Origin of the sequence: Paraburkholderia sp. BCC1885, from assembly GCF_900996235.1 — a bacterium.
Lineage (GTDB): Bacteria > Pseudomonadota > Gammaproteobacteria > Burkholderiales > Burkholderiaceae > Paraburkholderia.
Genome location: NZ_CAAJGM010000111.1, coordinates 288,709 through 312,364, shown reverse-complemented (window position 1 = coordinate 312,364; position 23,656 = coordinate 288,709). Strand labels below are relative to the sequence as shown.

Below are 23,656 nucleotides of genomic sequence, written 5' to 3'. Positions count from 1 at the left end.
AAAAATTCCATACCGCTTACTTCGAGGCCGCGGGCGCGGTGCCCGCCGCCGGCACCACCACCAGCGGCGCATTCGGCAGCGCGCCGAACGTGGACGGCGCATAAAGCGCTTCCACCCGCGTCGGCGGCAGACCGAACGTGCCGACGTTGTTGAGCCGCACCGTGTACTCGACCGAGAATTTCCCCTTCGGCAAATAATCGTAGTACGCGCGGTAACCATCAAAACCGCGCTCGACGAACGCCGGCCACGCGCCACGATCTGCGTTGTCGCCGCTGTTTTCGCCTTGCGTGGCGGCTTCCGAGTCGCGTCCCAGACCCGACCCGAGGATCGTCGCGCCGGCCGGCACCGGATCGTTGACGACCACCCAGGTCATATCGGTTTGCGCATCGATGTCCAGATGCACGCGCACTACATCGCCACGCGTATAGACGCCTTTCACCGCCGGATCGAGCGGCGTGACCGTTTTGGTGATGCGGTAACCGGCCGCGAACGGCGTCTTCAGCGGCACGGCGGCGAGGCTTTCGATGGTCGCCCATGGTTTGCCGGTGCCGTCCTGTGTCAGCGTCAACGGCGCCGCGGCGGCGGGGTTCGCGGCGGGCGGCCATGGCAGAAGCTGGCTGCGGGTGTCCTTCGTTTGCGTGATGGCGGTTGCCGAGCTTGCCGCGGGCGCCGCCGGCTGGCTCCACGAAATGCTCTTGTCGAAGGTGCCGAGCTGGAGCCGCGTCTGCCCGGTGACCGGCGTGCTCTCGAACACCTCCGAGAAACGCTCGACCGCCAGCGAACCCCATACGTTGGAGGTGGTGGTCTGCCACGCGCCGTTGCGTTGCAGCGCCAGCAGGCCAGCGACGAGGCGTGGCATCTCGTCCTTCCATGCCGGCGAATCGACGAAGGTCAACGCGGTGCGGGCGGCGTTGTCTTCGGTGCTGGTCATCAGCCACCACAGATCGTCGTCGGCCTCGGTCGAAAACGTGAGGCGCGTGCCCTGATACGTGAGCCGCGCGCGCAGGATCTGCTCGAGCTGGGCGCGCTTGTCGTCGCGTTGCGGGATATCCGCCACGCGCGAGAGGATCGCGTAGTAGTCGAGCAGGGCTGAAGTGGGCCACTGGTTGGGCGCAATTTCGATCGAGTCGAGCATGCGGGCCTGGGCCATTCCATAACGAGACAGCGCCTCGAGCGCTTCGAGCTTGCGCAGATCCAGATCCTTGCGCGGCGCCCAGGTGTCGCGCGCAATCCGGCCTTCGACAAAGCCCACCAGCCCCGCTTCGAGCTTGCCGCGCACGTCGTCGGGCAGGGCAAAACGCGGATCGAGCCTGGCGGTTTCATCGGTGACGGCGAGCAGATAGGCCGTCAGGGTCGTGCTGCCCTGGCTGCGGCTGTCGTCGCTCGGCGGGAAATAATTGGCGAGGCCGTCGCGGTCGAGATAGACCGGCATCTTCGCCACCACCGCCTGCCACTGCGCCGGATCGCGCAGACCGATGGCGCGTGAGGTCTGCTGTTCGAGGCAATTGTACGGATAGCGCTCGAACCAGCGGCGCACCCCGGGCAGGCCGTCCGAGAGCTTCGACTGCAACGACACGGCGATGCCGCCGCGCACCATGCCCGCAAGCGTCGCGCTCGCATCCGGCGGCGCGGCCACTGGCAGCGACAGCGTGCCGTCGACTTGCGCGATGGTGGCCTGTTGCACCGTGACCGGCACGGCCGCGGTGACGCGCTGGGCGATCTTCAGCGCGTCGCTGGCGTGCGGGCCGCCCTGTTCGGCGGCGGCCACGTTCCACGTGAGCGCGCTGGACGGCGCATCGGCGAGGCCGTCGGGCGTCGTCACGCTCCAGGCAATTTCACGCGCCGAATCGGCCGCGAGATCCACGGTTTGGGCGGCGAGCGCGAGGCCCGGCACGCTTGGCGTGACGACCACTTGCATGGCCCGCGCGGTGGTATTGCGCACCGTGAACTGCGCGCGGAACACGTCGCCCTCGCGCACCAGCGGCGGCAAGCCGGAGATCAGTTGCAGATCCTGGGTACTGCGAATCGACGTGCTGCCGGTGCCGAACATGCCCGGCCCGACCGCCGCAATCGCGACGATGCGAAAACTCGTCAGCGCGTCGTTGAGCGGCACGTCGAGCGCGGCGTCGCCGTTGGCGTCGAGCGTGACGCGCGGATTCCACAGCAGCAGTGTGTCGAACAGTTCGCGCGTCGAGCTATGGCCGCCGCCGCCACCCGCCGGCACCGCCTTGCGGCCAAAGTGACGGCGTCCGACGATCTCCATTTGCGCCGTCGAGGTTTCGACGCCATACGCGCGCTGCTCCAGCATCGCGTCGAGCACGTCCCAGCTATCGTTGGGCATCAGTTCGAGCAGCGCCTCGTCGACCGCGGCCACGGCGATTTGCGTGCCGGCCGGCGCGGGCTTGCCGCCGGGCATCTGCACGTGCAGTTTGACGTGCGCCTTGCCGCGCACGGTGTAGGACTTCGCGTCCGGCGTCACGGTCACGGCGAGCTTGTGCGCCGCCGTGCCCACCTTGATGCCGGCCATGCCGTAGCGGAAGGCGGGCTTGGACAGATCGACCAGCGGCGTGGGCGCCTCGTATTGACGCCCCTCGTACCAGAACGCGCGAGCCCATTCGAGCGGCGCCTTCCAGCCCCACGTGAAGAACGAATACCACGGCACCTCGTGGATCCGGCCGCGCAGCGCCAGCACCGAGACGTACACGTTCGGCCCCCACGCCTCGTTGACCTTCAGCTCGACGGTCGGATCCTTGCCGTCCAGTTGCACGACGTGCGTTTCGAGAATGCCCTCGCGTTCGACCGCGACCAGCGCGGTGGCGAAGCGGAACGGCATGCGCACCTGGAAGCGCGCGGTTTCGCCGGGCTCATAGGCGGTCTTTTCGGGCAGCACGTCGATGCGATCGGTGTTCTCGCCGCCGAACCATAGTTCGTCTTCGCGCGTGACCCACACGGAACTGCTCGCCGTCGACACGTTGCCGTCGCCGTCTTTGGCCGTCACCACGAGGTCGATGTTGCCCGCGTCGTGCAGCTTCGCGTCGCAGGCGAGGAGGCCGTGGTCGTCGCTCTTGCCGCTGCAAAGCGAGCCGAGGTCCCGGGTCTCGCTGTGGTTGTCGTAGGCGTAGAAACCGCCCACCATGCGTTTTCTGGAGCTGGTCGTGATGCGCGCATAGCCGTGCACGTCGAGCGCCACGCCGGCGCGCGGCTTGCCTTGCAGATCGACGGCCAGCGCCTTGACCGGCACGCTGTTGCCGACCGACACCCATTGTCCCGATTTGATGCCCGCGACCACCGCCGCGGGCCACAGCGTCGCGCTGCCGGAAAGCGTCTGCACTTCGCCGTTCGGATCGGCGAAGGTGGCTTCGAGCGCGAGGCGTTTGGGCGCGTCGACGTGCGGCAGGCTTTTGAGCGTCAAGGCGCCCGAGCCGTTTCGATCGAGCGTGAGCGGCTGCTTGTCGGCGATCAGCCTGGCGTTGTCGTCGGCGGGTTGTTGCGCGTCGCTGTCTTCGTCGTCCGAGGCGGAGGTGTCGTCGCCGGTTTGCGGCGTGTAGGGCGTGAAGCTGAAATCGGGGAAATTGTCCGTGAAACCCGGAGACGTGTCCTTCAGCAAAGCCGACACCTGCACGGGCAAATTCGACGCCGCGCCGCCCGAGACGTAATCGATCTGCACGGCGAGCGGCGCATCTTTGGCGGCCACCAGCGGATGGGTTTTTTCGTCGCGCACGGCGATCGTGCCTTTGAAGACCGGCAAGCGGAATTCTTCGACACGGAAGCTGCCGGATTCGTAGCTCATGGACGGCGCGGCGCTGTCGCCGTCGCTATCACCGTCGCCGTTGCTGGAGTCGCTGTCGTCGCTGAAGCTGTTCGCAGCGGTGGACGAAGCGGCCGCGTTCGGCTCGCCGTCATCGAGCGTGACGCTGTACTCGCCGAGTTTCGCCGCCACCGGAATCGTGAAGCTCGAATCGGCGCTGTGGTCCGCCGCCCACTTGAGCGGCAGATGATAGGTCTGGCCGCTGCCGAGATGGCGAATCGTCACGCGGGTCGGATACTTTTGCGGATACGCGAAGCCATGCAGGTTTTCGACACGAATCAGATGCTTCATCGACACCGTCTCGCCGGCGCGCAACAGCGTGCGGTCGAAAACGGTATGCGCGCGGAGGGTCGGCTCGATGCTGGTGTCGGTGGGCACATTGAAGCGCCAGGATTCGATGCCGCGATTCCAGTCGGAGCGCACGAAGGCCATGTCGCGGCCGGTCTTCGGATCGTCGACGCGCGCCGAGACGAAGAAGCCCTCGAAGCTGCCCGGCTCGCAGGCCTTGAGCGGAGCGAGCGCTTTTTCGATGGTCAGCAAGCCGTGCGCGTCGGTTTTGCCGTCGGCGAGCGGGGCGCCGTTGCAGTCGCTTACCTGCACGGTGGCGTTCGGCACCGGCTGGCCCTTGTCGAGCGAGGTGACCCACACCAGGCTGTTTTCGCGGCCCTGCTTGAAGTGCACGCCGAGATTGGTGACGAGCACCGCCGTGCGCACGTACATGGGCGCTTTTCGGCTCAGCAGCGAGGCGCCGAGCGCGGGCGAGGCGAGTTCGATCACATAGAAGCCGGGTTGGGTCACCGGCACGCCGACCACTTCGAATGGCCGCAGGGCTTTCGGATCCTCCTTCGGCAAGACGAGTGTTTCGACGCCATGCTGCCCCGCGAGTAAAGACAGCGAACGGATGTCGATGGGCGGGTCTTTCTGGCTGCCGTCGTCGTCGCCCGATTGATCCGGCGAACGCGGCACGTACACCGGATTCTTCGCGTGCAGCAGGAGACCGGGCATCAGCGAATCGATCTCCGAGCGGTTCATCGAATAGCCGTCGAACTGGTCGACGAGCCGCATCCATTTGCGGATATCCGTGTCCGCATCGACGCGCAGCTTGCTGAACTGCGCGTTGCCGGTATTGAGGCCCGCGACGTGCAGATCCGCTTCGACGTTGCGCAGCGTGACCGGCACGAGCGCGGGCATGCCTGGTTCCGCGAAACGCTCGACGATGCCGAACGTCCCCGAGGAGAACTTGGCGAGCGGCGGCATGGGCGCGGTGCTGGTCTTGAGCGGGAACAGGTCGGCGTTGCTGAGCGCGCGGCCGCTGACGTCCTTGAGGCCTGAGGGAATGTCGATGGTCAGTTCGGCGTGCTCGGGCAACGGCGCGGCGAATTCGACCGTCGATGTTTCGGAATCCTTGTCATCGGGTTTGAAGGTCGGTGCAATCGTGCCGCCGGGGCCCTTGAGCGTGAGCTTTTCGGCATCCGCGCGATTGATGGGCGCGTTGAAACGTACCTGCACCGGACGCAGCGGCGTGCATGGCGCCTTGGCGTTTTCGCGCTCGCAGGAGAAGCTGGCGGCGAACGGCTCGCGCACGGTGTAGTCGAAGCGGCGCTCGACGTCGTTGGCAAGGCCGCTCGGTCCCGCCACGCCGACGCCGTAGACCAGCTGCATTTTGGTCGCGGCAGGCAAGGTCTGCTGGCATTGCAGAGTCAGGATGCGCGCGGCGTCTTTTTGCAGATGGAAGTGTTTGAGCAGCGCGGCGCGTGCCGTGTCGTCCAGATTCTTGACGGGAATGCGATTGCCGAGGCCGCTCGATTCGCACCAGATGTGCTGGTGAACCGAGGCATCCGTAGCCGGCCCGTTTAGTTGCAGGAGGAACGCCTGGTTCTCTTCGATTTCGCCGGGGTCGGGGCGAATCTCCTGCACGAACGGGCCGCCCGTTTGAAACGCATAGCGATGCGGGCCGGTGACCGCATGGCCGGCCGACGACTTGAGCCCGTCGTTGAGATCGACCGTGCAGCTGACACCCGGCGGGAGGTCGGCGGCGAAGTCCCACGCCCAGGTTTTGTCGTCGATCCAGCGGGCCTGGCCGCTGCTCGCGGCGGCGTCGTTGCAATGCACCTGCGCGGGAGCGGTGGCAGTGGGGGAGCCGAAGGCGACCATCGCTTCGTCGAACTTGACGACCACCTGGCGAACCTGCGTCACCTTGCCTTGCGGCGACACGCTCGTGATGCGTGCTGCATCGGCGCGCCACGAAGAGGCGGCCAGCAGGGCGAGCACTGCTACGGTGGCCCACATCCACGTCCGTTTGAAGGTGCTGCTTCGCATCGACCGCACTCCCGTTGGCTTACAGAATGCTGGCGATTCTACCGGACGATCGTCAGTATTCCAAAGCTGTTGAGAGGCAAAGGAAAGGCTGTGGCGCCCACTTCAACCGCGGGCCAACGCATCCCCATCCGCTACGTCAGCGTCTCCGCCCGCGAGTCAAAATCAGCTCGCAGATACCGCCGGCTAACCGAGCGCAAGTAAATCAGCAAGCCCGAACCGGCGATACCGAGACTCGCCATATTCGCGACCCAGAACCCGCGCGCGCCGGTCAAGCCCACGGGAATCGCACCGCCGACATCGAAGCCGAGCAGATACCCGCCGCCGAGCCCCACACCCCACAGCGCGACGGCATAGATGACCGTCGGCACCACCGCCACCTTATAGGCGCGCAACACGAAAGCCGTCGTCACCTGCAGCGAATCGAACACGTGATAGAACACCACGATCAGCACGAGCGGCATCGCCGCCACCGCGACCTGTGCATTCGGCGTGTATCCTTCGATGATGAACGGCCGCAGCGCAAGCACGATCACGCCATAGCAGCAGGCGATCAGCACCGCCATCAGGATGCCGTGGCGCGCCAGCGTGCGCGCCGCCTCATGCCGATGCGCGCCGAGCGCCTGGGCTACCAGCGTGGAGCTGGCAATGCCGATCGACAGCGGCGTCATATACAGCACTGCGCCAATGTTGCCGGCGATCTGATGTCCGGCGAGCGTGGTGGTGCCGAAGCGCGCGATGAACAGCGCCATGAAGGTGTACGAGGTGACCTCGATCAGATAGGAAAGCCCCATCGGAATCCCGAGGCGCAACTGCGCGAGCTGGCGGCGCCAGACCGGCCAGCAGAAGTGCGAAAAAATCGCGAACGGCCGGAACACGTCGAGCCGCGTCATCAGCAGAATGCCGACCACGGCGAGCGTCCAGTTGATCGAGGTGCTGGCGAGCGCGCAACCCGGCCCGCCCAGCGCCGGCATGCCGAAGCCGCCGAAGATGAACCAGCGGTTGAGCGGAAACTTCAGCAGAAGCGCGCCCACCTGCAGGATCATCACGAGCCGCGGCTGGCCGACCGCGTTGGTCAGCGAACTGTAGATGCGAAAGGTGAGGCCGGCCGGCAGGCCGAACGCCAGAATCTGCAGATAGGCGACCGTGCGTTCGTGCAGCGCCGCCGGCACGCGGGCCACGCGCAGGATCGGTTCGGGGAAGTACAGGATCAGAAAGCCGATCGTCATTAGCGCCAGCGCCAGCCACAACGACTGACGGACTTCCTCGCCGATCTCGCTATAGCGGCGCCCGCCATACAGCTGGCCGGCAATCGGCTGCAGCGCGGTGAGAATGCCGGTGAGGCCGATATAGACCGAGATGTAGATCGACGAGCCGAGGCCGAGCGCGGCAAGGTCGACGGCGGAGTAGCGGCCGACCATCGCCGTGTCGATCACGCCGAACGCGATGATCGCCAACTGGCCGATCAGAACCGGCCAGGCGAGCGCGGCGATTTTCCGCACGTCAGCGAGCATGATCAGTCCGTGCCGGCGCGAGTGGCCTGGCGGGGACGCCAGGCGCGGTGTCTGGCGGGCGGCTTCGGACGGTCGATGCGCACGTACAGGCGGAAGCGTTCGTCGCGGTCGGCGACGCGGCGGCCTTCCCAGACCAGCTTCCAGACGAAGTTCGACATCGAACTCGGCTCGCCGTAGTCCTGCGTGTCCTGCCGCAGGATGACGTCGCAGTCCTGATCGAACGAAAAATGCATGTGGCCGAAATAGGCAAAGGTCGCGATCTGCGCATTGCCGAGGCGCACCGGCGAAATGCAGCTGTAGTCGTCGGGCAGATGAGTGGCGATCTGCTCGGCCACGTCCTTATACGTGCGGCTGTAGTTGATGATGGGCAGCCACAGCGTCATCACCAGCACCCACATCAGCGTGGTGCCGGCGCTGGACAGCACCACACTGCGCCACAGCACCTTCGGATGGCGTGCGAGGCGCCAGCGCACCAGCACGAACCAGCAGACCGTCACCGCCACCGCGCAGACAAACGACAGCAGCTTGAACTGCGGCACGAAGCCCGGCGCGTAACGCGCCATGTTGCGCGCGAGCGGCGCCGGGAACCCGGTGAGACCGGCAATCCAGAACAGCCATACCGTGCTGCCCAGAATCGTGAAGCTGAGGAGCGCGAACCAGTCGATGGCGTTGATCGTGCCGCGATTGAGCGTGGGCAGCGCGAAGGTCGCCAGCACCGCGAGGGCCGGCAGCAACAGCATGAAGAGCAGGTTGGTCTGATGGCTCTGCAGCACGACGAGAATCAGCAGCGGCGTGATCACGGCCAGTGGAATCGCCACGTGCGGCGCGCGCCGCAGGCCGGACCAGCTAAACCACGCCCAGATGGCGAGCGGCCACGCGGGCCAGGTGAAGAGCGGCAGATTTTTCAGCGCGTAGCGGGCCACCGAACCGGGCGGGCCGGCAAACGCGGTGAGGCTGGTGCTGACCCACTGATTGAGATACCAGACGGCGTCGTCAGGGTAAGCGGAGAGGGCGGCGACAGGCCACGACAGCGCCAGCACCAGCGCCACCGGCAAGCCGGCCAGCAGCAGCCAGCGCGTGCGCGCGGCGGGCACGACGATCGTCATGACGAGCGTGCCGATCAGCAGCGCGCCCACCAGCACGGGGTTGCTCGCCAGCGCCACGAGTCCGAGCGCGAAGCCCCACAACAGCGCGCCCTGCACGGGCTTGTCGATCATCCGCACGAGGCCGTACAGCAGCATTGCAATGCAGGCGAACTGGATGAGTTGCGGCGTGGTTTCATGGCCGCGCTCGGCGAGGCCGAAGCAGGCGAGCAGAATCAGCAGCGCGCCGTCGGCAAGGGTGCGGCCATAGTCGCGCGGTTCGGGCTCGCCACCGAAGGCGTACTTGAACGGCTGGACCTCGGGGCGCCGGCCGAGCAGATACGCGGTGTACCAGACGAACGCGCAGGCGCCGCAAAACAGCAGACCGGTGAACACGCGCGAGGCATTGCTGGGGTCGACCCACGGCGCGAGCGCGCGGATCGCACTGGCGCCGAGCCAGTAGCCAAGCGGGCCGTTCGCGGTCAGATACTTGCCGACGAGATTCGGGAACAGCCAGTCGTGTGCGTTGCCCTTGGCCATGGTCCACATGACGCCGAAGCCGGCTGCATCTTCGTTCTTCCACGGATCGCGGCCGAACAGGCCGAACGCGGCGTAGACAATGCTGATGGCCAGCAACAGCCAGCGCGGCAAGGCGCTCGTGGCGGAAGCAGTGAGGCGAACGACTGATCTCATGCGGATATGTTGATCTCGGATAAGCGCCTCGACCGGCGCCGGGCAGGGTGCCCGGCAGCATGGCCGATTTGCGGCATCCGGCATTGTAGACGTGGCGCGCAGCACGCGTCACGGTCAGTAACGGGCCGCAACGTTGCGGGCAGGACGGTAATCAGGTATTGGACGACCCCGCTGCCGCCGACGCCCGGAGGCGCCGTGGCGCCAGGCGACAAAAAAGGGCAGCTTACGCTGCCCTCTTGTGCGGGTACTCGAACTTCCGTCCGGCTTGCAGCCGGTAACGAGGCAGGTATTACTTGACTGCCTTGCCGGTAGCGCGCGAACCGAACTTCTTGTTGAACTTCTCGACGCGGCCTGCCGTGTCCATGATCTTTTGCTGACCGGTGTAGAACGGATGCGATTCCGACGACACTTCGATCTTGGCGAGCGGGTACTCTTTGCCGTTGAATTCGCCAGTTTCGCGCGTCTGGATGGTCGAGCGGGTCACAAACTTGAAGTCGATGGACATATCGACGAACAGGACTTCGCGGTAATTCGGGTGAATGCCTTCTTTCATGGTAAATCCTCTAGTCTGGCGGTAGCCAACCCGCGTGCAGCCGCAAGATCACCTGATTTGCGAAAGCATTTTGGCGCGAGCCACTTGCCTAAGGTCGAAAAACGGCGATTATGCCAGAAAATCAGACGCTTGACGATCTTTGCGGAGGTTTTTTCGCGGCTGGCGGACCGGCGCAAGACCGGCGCGGCGCGGTGGCGCGTTCTGGTTCCGATCAAGCGTCAAACGCCGCCGCAGCCTAGCCTTGCAGCGCGCCCACCCGCGCGGGATCCTGCCGGTAGTAGCGGGCCAGCAGCCGGTAAAGCTGCGGATATTCGGCTTCGAATGCGTGCGGCTGGACGAACAGCGCCTCGCTGCAAACGGCAAAAAATTCCGAAGGATGGTCGGCCGCATACGGGTCGATCAGCGATTCCCGTTCGAAACGCGCCCAACGGCGCTCCGGCACGGCGTCCACGCGGGCGCAGAAATGGTCGTAGGCGTGGTCGAACACGTCGCTCCAGGCCGTGGCATCGAGCGGCGCGTGCCAGCGGCGAAACAGCGGCGGATGGCCGTCGGCTTCGCCGCTCAGCATGTCGATCTTATGGGCGAATTCGTGGATCACCACGTTGTAGGCGTCGGTGCCGTCGGTCATCTGCGCGTCTTCCCAGGACAGCACCACCGGACCGCCTTCCCAGGCCTCGCCGCTGGCGTCGTGCTCGACCTCATGGACGACGCCGTCTTCGTCCTCAACCGTTTTGCGGATCACGAATTCGCCCGGATAGACGATCACGCCGACCCAGCCGCGATACAGGTCGAGGCCGAGATTGAGCACCGGCAGGCAGGCCTGAGCGGCGATGGCGACGGTCATGGCGTCGGTCAGTTCGAGTTCGTGCGCGGTGGAGAACTCCTTTTGCGCGATAAAGAGGCTTGTCAGTTCGCGCAGCCGGGCGAGATCCACGGCGTCGAGATGGGCAAGAAACGGCAGGCCGGCGAGCGTCGCCTGCCAGAGCCGGTCGTCGATCGGATAATTGCGCAGGGCTCGCTCGCGGCGGCGCGCGTCGAACCAGTGGGTGAGTTTCGCCAGCATCGCTCGATCGGTGTTTGCCGCAGTCGAAAAAACGCCCGCTCAAAGGCGGGCGGTTTCACGGCACAGGCTAGCCGTGCCTTTGCTACGCGGTGCGGCGCTTAACTGCCGCCGCCGCGGCGCATCATGTCGAAGAACTCGGAATTGCTCTTCGTCTGGCGGATCTTGTCGAGCAGGAATTCCATGGCCTCGACTTCGTCCATGTCGTGGATGAACTTGCGCAGCACCCAGATCTTTTGCAGGATCTCGGGCTTGATGAGCAGTTCTTCGCGACGCGTGCCGGACTTGTTCAGGTTGATCGACGGGTAGACCCGCTTTTCAGCAAGACGGCGCTCCAGGTGCACTTCCATGTTGCCGGTGCCCTTGAACTCTTCGTAAATCACGTCGTCCATGCGGCTGCCGGTTTCGATCAGCGCCGTACCGATGATGGTGAGCGAGCCGCCTTCCTCGATATTACGCGCCGCGCCGAAGAAGCGCTTCGGACGTTGCAGCGCGTTGGCGTCCACACCGCCCGTGAGCACCTTGCCGGAAGCCGGCACCACTGTGTTGTAGGCACGTGCGAGACGCGTGATGGAGTCCAGCAGAATCACCACGTCGTTTTTCATTTCGACGAGGCGCTTGGCTTTTTCGATCACCATTTCGGCGACCTGAACGTGACGCGCAGCCGGTTCGTCGAACGTGGAGGCGATCACTTCGCCGGCCACCGAACGCTGCATTTCGGTCACTTCTTCCGGGCGTTCGTCGATCAGCAGCACGAACAGGATGACATCCGGATGGTTCTGCTTGATCGCGTGAGCGATGTGCTGAAGCATCACGGTCTTGCCGGACTTCGGCGAAGCGACCAGCAGACCGCGCTGGCCCTTGCCGATCGGCGCGATCATGTCGATGATCCGGCCGGTCACATTTTCTTCGCCGCGCATTTCACGCTCGAGCAGCAGCACCTTATTCGGGTGCAGCGGCGTCAGGTTCTCGAACATGATCTTGTGCTTCGAGGCTTCCGGCGGCTGGCCGTTGACCTTGTCCACCTTGACCAGCGCGAAATAACGCTCGCCGTCTTTCGGCGTGCGGACTTCGCCTTCGATCGTGTCGCCGGTATGCAGGTTGAAGCGGCGGATTTGCGACGGGCTGATATAAATATCGTCCGTACTCGCCAGATAGGAGGTTTCCGGCGAGCGCAGGAAGCCGAAGCCGTCAGGCAGCACCTCGAGCGTGCCGTCGCCGAAAATCGTTTCGCCAGTTTTGGCGCGCTTTTTAAGAATGGCGAACATCAATTCCTGCTTGCGCAGGCGGTTCGCACTTTCGATCTCGAGGCCATTGGCCATTTCGATCAATTCGGAAACGTGCAGAGTCTTAAGCTCGGATAAATGCATACGGAGAACCCGCAGGAGAAGGTGCGACCTGAAATGAAATCTGGGAGGAGAGTGAGCGGAACCGCTCAAGGACTTAAGCGTCTTTTCGACGTTTTGCGGATTCTAGCATAGCACACGCCAATTTCCGCCAGCGTGGCGTCACAACATCTTATTGTTATGCGTGTTGTCGGCTGACAACACGCACACAGGAGCGCGCGGGCGCGCGCTTTACCGACAGCGGCGAATTACAGGTTGCCGTCGAGGAACGCGGTGAGTTGCGATTTCGACAGGGCGCCGACCTTCTGGGCCGCGACCGCGCCATTCTTGAACAGGATCAGCGTGGGGATGCCGCGCACGCCGAACTTGACCGGCGTGGACTGATGCTCGTCCACGTTGATCTTGGCGATCTGGATACGGTCGCCGTAGTCTTTCGCGACTTCCTCGAGAATCGGTGCAATCATCTTGCACGGACCGCACCATTCTGCCCAGAAGTCGAGCAGCACGGGTTTATCGGATTTCACGACGTCCTGTTCAAACGATGCGTCGCTGATGTGCTTGATATTTTCGCTCATATATGAATACCTCTCTCGGATCGAGGCCCGCCTTGATTGCTCGCCACGATACACCAAACTAAGAAAACTTCCGTTTGCATTGCCGCAAAGGGAGCCTCACTGGCACATGCGGGCGACTCTTTCGAAGCGCTCCGGAATGCGCAGAATGCTCGGCTTAACGGGACATTCGTACGTCAGTTTAGCCTAAATTGCTATGCGTTGCCGGTGGTGATAGTACTCATGCAGGCAGTAGGGACAAGCGCCGCCGGTAGAGTGCCAGCTTCTGTTACGCACCATATCTGGTGGTTGCGGGCATGAAACACAAGAGGGCGTCCAACTAACTTTGTTCGCATTAACAGTCGCACCGGCCGTTGACCGATGGTAGAATCTTCCGTGACGGGCCTCCTCGCATGGAGGGGCGGTCAACCTGGTCAGGTCGGGAACGAAGCAGCCACAGCCGTTTTCCACCAGTGCCGAGGGTCGGGCTCGTCACCTTCTTTTTCGTTGTTGCCAACTGGTTGGTACCGAGGTTTGGTACTGAGTTCGTACCCGGTGGCAGCAACGCACTCCGCGAGCATTTTTCGCTTCACCAGAGTCCACCGGCGTGTGCTTATCCGTCCGGTTCGCTGCTCTCGCATCCCACTATTTTTTCTATCGCTTCGCTAGCCATTTTCAATGAGGCGGCGGCACGTATCCGTGCGTGGTCGAATCGCCTGTGCGCGCTATCGTTACTGATACAATTTCCCGATGACCTATCAAGTTCTCGCACGCAAATGGCGGCCGAAGGATTTCGCTTCGCTCGTCGGACAGGAGCACGTGGTGCGCGCGCTCACGCACGCGCTTGACGGCGGCCGTCTGCATCATGCCTATCTGTTCACCGGAACCCGCGGTGTCGGCAAGACGACGCTCTCGCGCATCTTCGCCAAGGCGCTCAATTGCGAAACCGGCGTGACCTCGACGCCATGCGGTGTGTGCCGCGCGTGCCGGGAGATCGACGAAGGGCGCTTCGTCGATTATGTGGAGATGGACGCGGCGAGTAATCGCGGTGTCGATGAAATGGCCGCGCTGCTGGAACGCGCGGTGTATGCGCCGGTCGATGCGCGCTTCAAGGTCTATATGATCGACGAAGTGCACATGCTGACGAACCACGCCTTCAACGCCATGCTGAAGACGCTGGAAGAACCGCCGCCGCACGTCAAATTCATCCTCGCCACCACCGATCCGCAGAAGATTCCGGTCACGGTGTTATCACGCTGTCTGCAGTTCAATCTGAAGCAGATGCCGGCGGGGCATATCGTCTCGCATCTGGAGCACATCCTCGGCGAGGAACACGTGCCGTATGACGCCCAGGCGCTGCGCCTGCTGGCGCGCGCGGCCGACGGCTCGATGCGCGACGCGTTGTCGCTCACGGATCAGGCAATCGCCTATTCGGCCAACCAGGTCAACGAGGAAGCGGTGCGCGGCATGCTCGGCGCGCTCGACCAGAGTTACCTGATCCGCCTGCTCGACGCGCTGGCCGACGGCGATGGTCCGGCGGTGCTGTCGGTTGCTGATGAAATGTCGCTGCGCAGCCTGTCGTTTTCGACCGCGTTGCAGGATCTGGCGAGCTTGCTGCATCGCATTGCGTGGGCGCAGTTCGCACCGTCGTCGGTGCTGGACGAGTGGCCCGAAGCGGCGGACCTGCGGCGTTTCGCGCAAGCGCTGAGCGCGGAGCATGTGCAGTTGTTCTATCAGATTGCGACCATCGGCCGAAGCGAACTGGGCCTCGCGCCTGACGAATACGCCGGCTTCACGATGACGCTGTTGCGCATGCTGGCCTTCGAGCCGGCGCCGACGGGCGGCGGCGGTGGGGCTGCGCCGGCGCGTCCGGCCGGTGCCTCCGGGGCGGGCGGTGTGAAGCGCAGCGCAACGCCGGCCGTGTCGGCGTCGAAGGCGCAGGCGGCGCCTGTGGGCGCGGCGGCGGTGGCGCCGCAGACTGCTGCGCCGCGCGATGCCGGCATGGTCGAGGAAGCTCGCAGTGTTCAGGCGGATATGCCTCGCGCGCAACTGAATCCAGCTGTGCAATCCAGTCCTGCCGAGGAAGCGCAGCGCCCGGTTGATCCGGCGACTAGTGCGGAGCGCAGCGAACCTGTCGTAGCTGAGCGCGCCGAGACGCCGGTTCTGGCAGCAGTAGAGCCGGAAGCAGAGCCGGCGACGCACCCCAGCGTCGCGGCGGACGCAACCGACGCGAGCGCCGGCGTAGCTCCGGAGGCGCTGACGGTCGCGGCTCCCGCTAGCGCGACCGCAGATTCACCGGAACCTGAGCGGGCATCCGACCGGGCACTTGACCAAGCCCTTGACCAGGCACTCGAGCAGGAACCGGCTGCGCCTGTAGTCGCCGTGGCTACTGTCCCAGCTTCGACGGCTGCCGAAACCGTAACGCCGTCAACTCCCGCGCCGGCCGCCAGACCCGCCGTTCAAGCCGCGCCGGCGGCGGCATCCTCTGCGGCACAAGACGACTTCGCCGCCGACGCCGCGCCGCGCCGCGCCGGTGGCGCCAGCGCCGCGCTCGATGTGTTGCGCAGCGCGGGCCTGAAAGTATCCTCGGATCGCGGCCGTGCGACTGCCGCTGCGGGCCGGCCCGCGCCCGCTGTCCCCGCGAAGCCCGCGGCGCCCCGCGTCACCGTCCCGGTGCCGACGCCCAATGCAGCGCGTCGCGCCCAGGAATCTGCGCCCGCGCGCGCTGCGTCGTCGGCGTTCCCGGCAGCGCGCAATGGCGGACAGGAGGGGCAGGCCGCCTCATCCGTGCCGCCGTGGGACGACATGCCGCCTGACGACTTCGTGCCGCTGTCCGCCGAAGACGACTATTTCGGCCCGCCCGACGACGGCTATATGCCCGTGTTCGACGCCGGTCCGGACGACGTGCGCGTGCCCTCCGCCACACCGGTCGCCGCGCCCGTCGACACGCGCCCGCTGCCGCCGGCCGTGCCGCTGGATGCCATCGGTTTCGAGGGCGATTGGCCCGCGCTCGCCGTGGGCCTGCCGCTCAAAGGAATCTCCTATCAGCTCGCCTTCAACAGCGAACTGATGGCGCTCGACGGCGCCACGCTCAAGCTCAACGTGCCGGTGCCGCAATACGCCGAAGCCTCGCAGGTCGCCAAGCTCAAGGCCGCGCTGGCCGAGCGCCTCGGCAAGACCGTCGAGGTGCTGGTCGAAGTCGGTCCGGCGCGCCGCACCGCAGCGGCTTTCGACGCCGCCGCCCGCGCGCAGCGTCAAAAAGAGGCTGAACGCGAGATCGGATCGGACCCGTTCGTGCAGTCGCTGATCCGCGAGTTCGGCGCGAGCATCGTGCCCGGCTCCATCAAGCCGATTGCACCGGACGCCGCCGGCGCCTCGTCGAATCATTGATTGCGGCGCATCATAGCGCCACACCCCACATTTCACGCTATCAAGAAGGAGCACGTCATGATGAAAGGTCAACTCGCCGGGCTGATGAAACAGGCCCAGCAGATGCAGGAAAACATGAAGAAGATGCAGGACCAGCTTGCCCTGATCGAAGTCGAAGGGCAGTCGGGCGCCGGTCTCGTCAAGGTGACGATGACCTGCAAGAACGAAGTGCGCCGCGTGTCGATCGACCCGAGCCTGCTCGCCGACGACAAGGACATGCTGGAAGACCTCGTCGCCGCCGCGTTCAACGACGCCGTGCGCAAGGCCGAAGCCACCGCCGCGGAAAAAATGGGCGGCATGACCGCCGGCATGCCGCTGCCGCCGGGCTTCAAGCTGCCGTTCTGAGCCCCCAGGTCACTCTGAAGACCAGCCACTTCGACGCCGCCGATTCCGCATGAAACAACCTTCCGCCTTGTCGGCGCTCGTCGAAGCGCTGCGTGCGCTGCCCGGTGTCGGGCCGAAATCCGCGCAACGCATGGCGTATCACCTGATGCAGCATGACCGCGAGGGCGCCGAAAAGCTCGGCCAGTCGTTGCTGTTCGCCACCGAGCATCTGCAGCACTGCGAGAAGTGCAATACCTTCACCGAGGCGCAGATCTGCGAGGTCTGCAGCGACGCCGAGCGCGATCCCGAATTGCTGTGTGTCGTCGAGACACCGGCTGACCAGATCATGCTCGAGCAGACCATGACCTATCGCGGCCTCTATTTCGTGCTGATGGGCCGTCTGAGTCCGCTCGACGGCATCGGTCCGAAGGAAATCCATTTCGACCGGCTCGTCAAACGCGCCACGGACGGCATCGTCAAAGAAGTCGTGCTGGCGACCAATTTCACCAACGAAGGCGAAGCCACCGCGCACTACCTTGGACAGACGCTCAAGGCCCGGGGTCTCGCGGTCACGCGCCTTGCGCGCGGCGTGCCGGTGGGCGGCGAGCTGGAATATGTCGACGCCGGCACGATTGCGCGCGCCATGCTCGACCGGCGTTCGTTATAGCGCGGCATGGGACCGGAGATCCATGAGCACACCCTCTGACACGACTCGTCCCGCCGGCCCGCTCGCCGGCGTCAAGGTGCTCGAACTCGGCACGCTGATCGCCGGTCCGTTTGCCGCGCGCTTTCTCGGCGAGTTCGGCGCCGAAGTCATCAAGATTGAAGACCCCAAGGGCGGCGATCCGCTGCGTAAATGGCGCACGCTGTATCCGGAAGTCGGCGGCACGTCGCTGTGGTGGACGGTTCAGGCGCGCAACAAGAAATCCGTGACGGTCAATCTGAAGGCCGAAGAGGGCAAGCAGATCGTGCGGCGTCTGGCGAAAGAGGCGGACATCGTCGTCGAAAATTTCCGGCCCGGACTGCTGGAAAAACTCGGGCTCGGTTACGACGTGCTGTCGGCCGAAAATCCCGGCCTCGTGATGGTGCGTCTGTCAGGCTATGGTCAGACCGGGCCGTATCGCGACCGGCCGGGATTCGGCGCGATTGCCGAATCGATGGGCGGGCTGCGGCATATCACCGGCTATCCGGATTTGCCGCCGCCGCGCATCGGCATTTCGATCGGCGACTCTATCGCGGCGCTGCACGGCGTGATCGGCGCTTTGATGGCGCTGCATCACAAGCAGGTCAACGGAGGCAAAGGGCAGGTGGTCGACGTCGCGCTCTACGAAGCCGTTTTCAACATGATGGAGAGCGTGGTGCCGGAGTACGGCGTCTACGGGATGGTGCGCGAGCGGACCGGCGCGTCGCTGCCGGGCATCGTGCCGTCGAATACCTACCCGTGCCGCGACGGCAGCATCGTGATCGGCGGCAACAGCGATCCGATCTTCAAGCGCCTGATGGTGGCGATCGGACGCACCGATCTCGCCGACGACCCCGCGCTCGCGCACAACGACGGCCGCGTGCCGCGCACCCAGGAAATCGACGGAGCGATTGCCGCCTGGCTCGCTACCCGGACCATCGACGAGGCGCTCGAAGTGCTGAACGCCGCGGACGTGCCGGTTGGCCGTATCTATAGCGTCGCGGACATGTTCACCGACCCGCAATTCATGGCGCGGCAGATGATCCAGCGTTTCAAATGGCAGGACGGCAAGGAGATCACCGTGCCGTCGGTGACGCCGAAGCTCTCCGAGACGCCCGGCGAAACCCGCTGGCTCGGCCCTGAATTGGGCGAGCATACGGATGAAGTGCTCGGCGCGCTTGGCTATGACGCGCAGCAGATTGCCGCCTTGCACGCGCAGCAGATCGTTTGAGCGAAGTTTGACGACGGAAAAGGCGCGCAGCCCATCGGGCGCGCGCCTTTTTCCATTGCCGGGACTGCAACAACGACCCAGCAACGACCGGCTTTCCCGCCGGTCATCACGCTGCCTACGGCGTAATCACCACCTTACCCACCACCCGGCGCTCGGCCATTTCGCGCAGCGCCCGCCCGGTTTCCGCGAGCGGATAGTGCGCCGAGACGTATGGACGCAGCTTGCCTTCGCCGATCCAGCCCGTCATCTGTCTGAACGCGGCGGCATTGTGTTGCGGCTCGCGCTTCGCAAAGTCGCCCCAGAACACGCCGACCAGACTCGCGCCTTTGAGCAGCGCGAGATTGAGCGGCAGTTTCGGAATCTCGCCATTGGCGAAACCCACCACCAGATAACGGCCGCGCCAGCCGATGCTGCGAAACGCCGGTTCCGCGTAGATTCCGCCGACCGGATCGTAGATCACGTCCGGCCCTTTGCCGTCGGTGAGCGCCTTGATGCGCTCGCGCAGGTCTTCGGTGCTGTAGTTGATGGTCGCGTCCGCGCCATGCTTTACGCAGATGGCGAGTTTTTCGTCCGAGGATGCCGCCGCGATCACGCGCGCGCCCAGCGCCTTGCCGATCTCCACCGCCGCCAGGCCGACGCCGCCCGCCGCGCCCAGCACGAGCATGGTTTCGCCGGCTTTTAACGCGGCGCGGTCGACCACCGCGTGGTGCGAGGTTCCATAAGCGAGGGTGAAAGCCGCCGCGACGGCAAAATCGATCCCTTCGGTGAGCGGCACGCAGGCGGCCGCCGGCGCCACCACCTGCTCGGCGAAACCGCCCTGGCCGGTGAACGCAATCACTCGCGCGCCCGGCTGAAACTGCGTCACTCCAGCGCCCACCGCGCGCACGATGCCGGCCACTTCCGAGCCTGGCGTAAAGGGCAATGGCGGCTTGAACTGATATTTATTCTCGATGATCAGGACGTCGGGAAAATTCACGCTGGCCGCTTTGACGTCGATCACGATCTCGCCGGCTTGTGCTTGCAGGTCGGGCAGATCTTCGATCACCAGGCTCTCCGGCGGACCATATTGATTGCAGCGAATCGCGCGCATCGTGTCTCCATTTCGATCGGGTTGACGTTGGTATTCTGAAGTGTAAAGCAAGCCGAACGACCGTGCGATTTTGCCGTGCCGCCAAGGCCGCATGCGCGATGCCCGGCGTGTCGTTCGCGCGTCTTCTTTCCTCGGTTACAATCGCCGCATGCGAATCCTCCTCAGCAACGACGACGGTTATCTGGCGCCAGGCCTTGCTGCGCTTTACGAAGCGCTGCAGGCGTTCGCCGACGTCACCGTGATGGCGCCCGAGCAGAACTGCAGCGGCGCGTCGAACTCGTTGACGTTGTCGCGACCGTTGTCGGTGCAGCGCTCGGCGACGGGTTTCTATTACGTGAACGGCACGCCGACCGACTCCGTCCATATTGCCCTGACCGGCATGTTCGACCACCGGCCCGATCTGGTCGTGTCGGGCATCAACAACGGCCAGAACATGGGTGAGGACACGTTGTATTCCGGCACGGTCGCGGCGGCCACCGAGGGCGTCATGTTCGGCGTGCCCGCCATCGCGTTTTCACTGGTCGACAAAGACTGGGTTCATCTCGATGCAGCCACGCGGGTGGCGGCTGAGATCGTCGCCCACTATCTCGAAAACGCGCTGCCCGGTAGTCCGTTGCTGAACGTCAATATCCCGAACCTGCCGTATGAACAGATCGGCGACTGGCGCATCACGCGGCTCGGCAAGCGGCATCCGTCGCAGCCGGTGATCCGCCAGACCAACCCGCGCGGCGAACCGATCTACTGGATCGGTCCGTCAGGCAGCGCGCGCGACGCGAGCGAGGGCACGGATTTTCACGCCGTCGCCAACGGCCAGGTCTCCATCACACCGCTGCAACTCGACCTGACGCACACGGCGATGCTGCCCGCAGCGCGCGAATGGCTGCGCGCCGGGAGCGGCGCTTCATGACCAACGAGCGCGCAAAGCGCTTTCCGCTTGGCCTCGAGGATCTCGTTCGCGAGCCGCGCCGGCCCGAAGGGCGCCCCGGCGAGGTGCGCGCGGCGACGCTCGCCAAGGCGCCGGCGGCTGCCGTGGTCAAGCCTGCGGTCACGAAATCCGCGCTCAAACCGGCGCTCAAGCCCGCGAGCAAACCCGTGCTGGTCAAGCCGGCGGCCAAGCCCGCCGCACCCGTCGTCACGAAACAAAGCGCCACTTTGGCCAATCCGCTCGCCAACCGTGCCGCGCCGAGGCCAACCGCGCCGCGCCCGAGCGTCAAACCCGCCGAGCGCAGCGCCGCGCCGAACGTGGCGCTGAACGGCGCGCTCGCGCTGACTTCGGAACGGGTTCGCGAGCGGATGGTCGAACGCCTGCGGGCGAACGGCATTAGCGATCAGCGCGTGATCCACGCGATGTCGGTGGTGCCGCGCCACATGTTCGTGGACCCGGGGCTCGCGCCCCAGGCTTACGAGGACGCGGCGCTGCCGATCGGCCATCACCAGACCATCTCCAAGCCGTCGGTGGTGGCACGCATGATCGAGCTGGCCGCCGCCGGCCGGACCCTCGCCAACGTGCTCGAAATCGGCACCGGCTGCGGGTATCAGGCGGCGGTGCTAAGCCAGGTCGCACGCGACGTTTATTCGATTGAACGCATCAAACCGCTCTACGAGCGCGCCAAGACCAACTTGCGGCCGCTGCGCATTCCGAACGTCCGGCTCCACTACGGTGATGGCCGCATCGGTTTGCCGGCGGCCGCGCCGTTCGACGCGATCGTGATTGCCGCAGCGGGGCTCGACGTCCCGCAGGCGCTGCTCGAACAGCTGGCGATCGGCGGCCGTCTGGTCGCGCCGGTCGGCACGCAGGACGGTCAGACGCAGCAGGTGCTTACGCTCGTCGAGCGGACGGGGCCCGCGCAATGGCGCGAGTCGCGGCTTGATCGCGTTTTCTTTGTACCCTTAAAATCCGGAGTGATTTGACACCGATGAGTATGTTGCGCGCGATGCGAAGAACCAGCCTGAATGTCCACCTCACCGTAGCCCAGCGTAGCGTGTGCGTGGTCGCGCTCTCCCTGTTGACTGCCTGTGCGACACGGCTCGATAACGCGCCGGTGGTCGATAAATCCGGCGACCTGGGTACCCTGTCGGCGCAACAGCCGCCGGCGCCGCCCGTGCCGCTCGGTCCGCCGCCGCCGGGCTATTACCGGGTGAAACCGGGCGATACCCTATATCGGATCGCCCTCGAGAACGGTCAGAATTATCGCGACATCGCGACGTGGAACAATTTGACCAACCCAAACCAGATCGAAGTGGACCAGTTGCTGCGGGTGGCGCCGCCGGGCGCGAACGTCGCGGCGCTCACGCCGGGCGTGGCGACTTCGCCGGTGATCGGCGGCGGGGTGCAGAGCGCGCCGCTGGGTGGTGCGCCGGGTAACTCCGCGCCGCCGCCGGGCGCAGCCCCTGGTGGCCTCGCTTCGGCGCCGCCGGTCTACGGAGCGGGTCCCAACGCCGCGCCGTCCGCTTCGATCCCGCCGCAAGCCGGCGCGAGCGACTCGGGCGCGGCGGCCTCCAGCAACGTGTCGTTTGCGTGGCCGGTGCGTGGTCCGATCCTCGGCACGTTTGACGACTCGACCAACAAGGGCGTTAATATCGGCGGTGCGCCCGGCGATCCGGTCAAAGCGGCTGCCGACGGACGCGTTGTTTATGCCGGAAATGGGCTGCGCGGTTACGGCAATCTCATTATCATCAAGCATGATGCAACTTATCTAACGGCGTATGCACATAACCGCGCTTTGATGGTAAAAGAGGGTGACGCGGTGACCAAGGGGCAGAAGATCGCCGAAATGGGCAATAGCGATTCGGACCGTGTGATGTTGCATTTCGAAGTTCGCCGGCAGGGCAAGCCTGTCGACCCACTGAAGTATTTGCCGCCGCAATAAGCGATACGACCATGCCGAAATCGAAGCGCCGCACGCCGCAAGCCGAGTCTGAGAAGATCAGTCGCGCCACGCAAGTTACGGTGGAGGACGGCGGTGCTTCGGAGGCTGAAGACGACAACGTTGACGATCTCGACAACGCGCGCGATCTCGACGAGCGCCAGGGCGGCGCAGACGACCCCGGCGAAGCGCACGAAACCACCCGCGACGCCGCGCCCGACGCCGACGATTTCCGCGCGCTGCTGCAGGCCGAACTGACAGCCGACACGATCCAGCATTACCTCAACCGCATCAGCGTGAAGCCGCTTCTGACGGTGGAGGAAGAGCAGCGCTACTCGCGGCTTGCCAAGGCGGGCGAGTTCGAGGCGCGGCAGGTCATGATCGAGCGCAATCTGCGGCTCGTCGTCAGTATTGCGAAAGGTTATCTGAATCGCGGCGTGCCGCTGCTCGATCTGATCGAAGAGGGCAACCTCGGCCTGATGCATGCCATCGAGAAGTTCGATCCTACGCGCGGCTTCCGTTTTTCCACGTATGCCACCTGGTGGATCCGTCAGAGCATCGAGCGCGCGATCATGAATCAGGCGCGCACCGTGCGTTTGCCTGTCCACGTGATTCGTGAACTCAATCAGGTGTTGCGCGCCAAGCGCCATCTTGAAAAGAATTCGATGAACGCGGGCGATGCGGGCGACCGGCGCGACGCCAGCATCGACGACATCGCGTACCTGACCGGCAAGACCACCGACGAAGTCACCGACATCCTCGCGCTCAACGAGCACACGGCCTCGCTCGACGCGCCGCTCGACCTCGATCCGGCGAGCAGCCTGCTCGATCTGCTGTCCGACGATCAAAGCCAGTCGCCCGACGCCGAAGTGCAGCACCGCGAGCTGGAAACGCTCACGCGCGCGTGGCTTGCGCGCCTGTCCGACAAGCATCGTCATGTGATCGAACGCCGCTTCGGCCTCAATCATATCGAGCCGGCCACGCTCGAAGAGCTGGCCGACGAAATGGGCCTCACGCGCGAGCGTGTGCGCCAGATCCAGCAGGAAGCGCTGGTCCGCCTGAAGCGCTTCTTTGCCTCCAACGGTGTGCGCAAGGACGCCGTTTTATAAA

General features: G+C 65.0%; 16 protein-coding genes and 1 other RNA gene. 9 read left to right on the top strand and 8 right to left on the bottom strand.

All coding sequences use genetic code 11. The features are described 5' to 3' along the window. Nucleotides 1-16: 16 nt before the first annotated feature. The 7 genes from FQ755_RS10375 to trxA form a co-directional block, all read right to left on the bottom strand. On the bottom strand, nt 17-6,127 hold the full coding sequence (locus tag FQ755_RS10375; RefSeq protein ID WP_144153754.1) for an Ig-like domain-containing alpha-2-macroglobulin family protein: 6,111 nt from the start codon (nt 6,125-6,127) through the stop codon (nt 17-19). A 131-nt stretch (nt 6,128-6,258) separates the two neighbouring features. Beyond that, the gene (locus FQ755_RS10370) at nt 6,259-7,638 is read right to left on the bottom strand and encodes an MATE family efflux transporter (RefSeq protein WP_144153752.1); all 1,380 of its coding nucleotides are present in this window, start codon (nt 7,636-7,638) and stop codon (nt 6,259-6,261) included. A gap of 2 nt (nt 7,639-7,640) precedes the next feature. After that, entirely contained in the window at nt 7,641-9,413 is a 1,773-nt protein-coding gene (locus FQ755_RS10365) for an ArnT family glycosyltransferase (protein WP_144153750.1), read from the bottom strand. A gap of 289 nt (nt 9,414-9,702) precedes the next feature. Continuing rightward, on the bottom strand, nt 9,703-9,966 hold the full coding sequence (locus FQ755_RS10360) for a type B 50S ribosomal protein L31 (RefSeq protein ID WP_144153748.1): 264 nt from the start codon (nt 9,964-9,966) through the stop codon (nt 9,703-9,705). A gap of 235 nt (nt 9,967-10,201) precedes the next feature. Then, the gene (locus tag FQ755_RS10355) at nt 10,202-11,029 is read right to left on the bottom strand and encodes a zinc-dependent peptidase (protein ID WP_144153746.1); all 828 of its coding nucleotides are present in this window, start codon (nt 11,027-11,029) and stop codon (nt 10,202-10,204) included. A 98-nt stretch (nt 11,030-11,127) separates the two neighbouring features. After that, nucleotides 11,128-12,396, bottom strand: a complete 1,269-nt coding sequence (gene rho / locus FQ755_RS10350) for a transcription termination factor Rho (RefSeq protein WP_074298516.1) — start codon at nt 12,394-12,396, stop codon at nt 11,128-11,130. A gap of 224 nt (nt 12,397-12,620) precedes the next feature. Continuing rightward, complete coding sequence (trxA, locus tag FQ755_RS10345; protein WP_144153744.1) at nt 12,621-12,947, bottom strand: thioredoxin TrxA; 327 nt, start codon at nt 12,945-12,947, stop codon at nt 12,621-12,623. 374 nt (nt 12,948-13,321) lie between these two features. Here trxA and ffs point away from each other — a divergent pair. The 5 genes from ffs to FQ755_RS10320 all read left to right on the top strand — a co-directional run bounded on the left by ffs (nt 13,322) and on the right by FQ755_RS10320 (nt 18,589). Beyond that, nucleotides 13,322-13,420, top strand: an RNA gene (gene ffs, locus FQ755_RS10340) — signal recognition particle sRNA small type. Between the two features lie 253 nt (nt 13,421-13,673). Then, on the top strand, nt 13,674-16,313 hold the full coding sequence (locus FQ755_RS10335; protein WP_144153742.1) for a DNA polymerase III subunit gamma/tau: 2,640 nt from the start codon (nt 13,674-13,676) through the stop codon (nt 16,311-16,313). A 57-nt stretch (nt 16,314-16,370) separates the two neighbouring features. Next, entirely contained in the window at nt 16,371-16,697 is a 327-nt protein-coding gene (locus tag FQ755_RS10330; protein ID WP_144153740.1) for a YbaB/EbfC family nucleoid-associated protein, read from the top strand. Nucleotides 16,698-16,746: 49 nt separating this feature from the next. Further along, nucleotides 16,747-17,343, top strand: coding sequence for a recombination mediator RecR (gene recR, locus FQ755_RS10325; RefSeq protein WP_144153738.1), 597 nt, complete (start codon nt 16,747-16,749; stop codon nt 17,341-17,343). 22 nt (nt 17,344-17,365) lie between these two features. Beyond that, nucleotides 17,366-18,589: a CaiB/BaiF CoA transferase family protein gene (locus FQ755_RS10320; RefSeq protein WP_144153736.1), complete on the top strand. Its 1,224-nt coding sequence runs from the start codon at nt 17,366-17,368 to the stop codon at nt 18,587-18,589. A gap of 115 nt (nt 18,590-18,704) precedes the next feature. Here FQ755_RS10320 and FQ755_RS10315 read toward each other — a convergent pair whose 3' ends face one another. Then, entirely contained in the window at nt 18,705-19,679 is a 975-nt protein-coding gene (locus FQ755_RS10315; protein ID WP_144153734.1) for an NADPH:quinone oxidoreductase family protein, read from the bottom strand. 148 nt (nt 19,680-19,827) lie between these two features. Here FQ755_RS10315 and surE point away from each other — a divergent pair, with 148 nt between their 5' ends. Genes surE through rpoS form a run of 4 tightly spaced genes read left to right on the top strand, consistent with a single transcriptional unit; the run spans nt 19,828 to nt 23,655 of the window. Further along, a complete protein-coding gene (gene surE / locus FQ755_RS10310; protein ID WP_144153731.1) occupies nt 19,828-20,586 on the top strand; it encodes a 5'/3'-nucleotidase SurE in 759 nt (252 codons plus the stop codon). Then, on the top strand, nt 20,583-21,590 hold the full coding sequence (locus tag FQ755_RS10305; RefSeq protein ID WP_144153729.1) for a protein-L-isoaspartate(D-aspartate) O-methyltransferase: 1,008 nt from the start codon (nt 20,583-20,585) through the stop codon (nt 21,588-21,590). Before surE ends, FQ755_RS10305 begins: the two co-directional genes overlap by 4 nt. Before the next feature lie 5 nt (nt 21,591-21,595). After that, entirely contained in the window at nt 21,596-22,549 is a 954-nt protein-coding gene (locus FQ755_RS10300; RefSeq protein WP_144153727.1) for a peptidoglycan DD-metalloendopeptidase family protein, read from the top strand. Nucleotides 22,550-22,560: 11 nt separating this feature from the next. Next, nucleotides 22,561-23,655, top strand: a complete 1,095-nt coding sequence (gene rpoS, locus FQ755_RS10295) for an RNA polymerase sigma factor RpoS (RefSeq protein ID WP_144153725.1) — start codon at nt 22,561-22,563, stop codon at nt 23,653-23,655. The last annotated feature ends 1 nt before the right edge of the window (nt 23,656 follow it).

What these genes read in the sequence shown, in the direction of transcription:
- FQ755_RS10320 (WP_144153736.1), top strand. Translation starts at nt 17,366, where the DNA reads ATGAGCACACCCTCTGACACGACTCGTCCCGCCGGCCCGCTCGCCGGC.
- FQ755_RS10375 (WP_144153754.1), bottom strand. Translation starts at nt 6,127, where the DNA reads ATGCGAAGCAGCACCTTCAAACGGACGTGGATGTGGGCCACCGTAGCA.
- FQ755_RS10370 (WP_144153752.1), bottom strand. Translation starts at nt 7,638, where the DNA reads ATGCTCGCTGACGTGCGGAAAATCGCCGCGCTCGCCTGGCCGGTTCTG.
- FQ755_RS10305 (WP_144153729.1), top strand. Translation starts at nt 20,583, where the DNA reads ATGACCAACGAGCGCGCAAAGCGCTTTCCGCTTGGCCTCGAGGATCTC.
- FQ755_RS10335 (WP_144153742.1), top strand. Translation starts at nt 13,674, where the DNA reads ATGACCTATCAAGTTCTCGCACGCAAATGGCGGCCGAAGGATTTCGCT.
- rho (WP_074298516.1), bottom strand. Translation starts at nt 12,396, where the DNA reads ATGCATTTATCCGAGCTTAAGACTCTGCACGTTTCCGAATTGATCGAA.
- recR (WP_144153738.1), top strand. Translation starts at nt 16,747, where the DNA reads ATGAAACAACCTTCCGCCTTGTCGGCGCTCGTCGAAGCGCTGCGTGCG.
- FQ755_RS10300 (WP_144153727.1), top strand. Translation starts at nt 21,596, where the DNA reads ATGAGTATGTTGCGCGCGATGCGAAGAACCAGCCTGAATGTCCACCTC.
- trxA (WP_144153744.1), bottom strand. Translation starts at nt 12,947, where the DNA reads ATGAGCGAAAATATCAAGCACATCAGCGACGCATCGTTTGAACAGGAC.
- FQ755_RS10365 (WP_144153750.1), bottom strand. Translation starts at nt 9,413, where the DNA reads ATGAGATCAGTCGTTCGCCTCACTGCTTCCGCCACGAGCGCCTTGCCG.
- FQ755_RS10360 (WP_144153748.1), bottom strand. Translation starts at nt 9,966, where the DNA reads ATGAAAGAAGGCATTCACCCGAATTACCGCGAAGTCCTGTTCGTCGAT.
- FQ755_RS10355 (WP_144153746.1), bottom strand. Translation starts at nt 11,029, where the DNA reads ATGCTGGCGAAACTCACCCACTGGTTCGACGCGCGCCGCCGCGAGCGA.
- FQ755_RS10330 (WP_144153740.1), top strand. Translation starts at nt 16,371, where the DNA reads ATGATGAAAGGTCAACTCGCCGGGCTGATGAAACAGGCCCAGCAGATG.
- FQ755_RS10315 (WP_144153734.1), bottom strand. Translation starts at nt 19,679, where the DNA reads ATGCGCGCGATTCGCTGCAATCAATATGGTCCGCCGGAGAGCCTGGTG.
- rpoS (WP_144153725.1), top strand. Translation starts at nt 22,561, where the DNA reads ATGCCGAAATCGAAGCGCCGCACGCCGCAAGCCGAGTCTGAGAAGATC.
- surE (WP_144153731.1), top strand. Translation starts at nt 19,828, where the DNA reads ATGCGAATCCTCCTCAGCAACGACGACGGTTATCTGGCGCCAGGCCTT.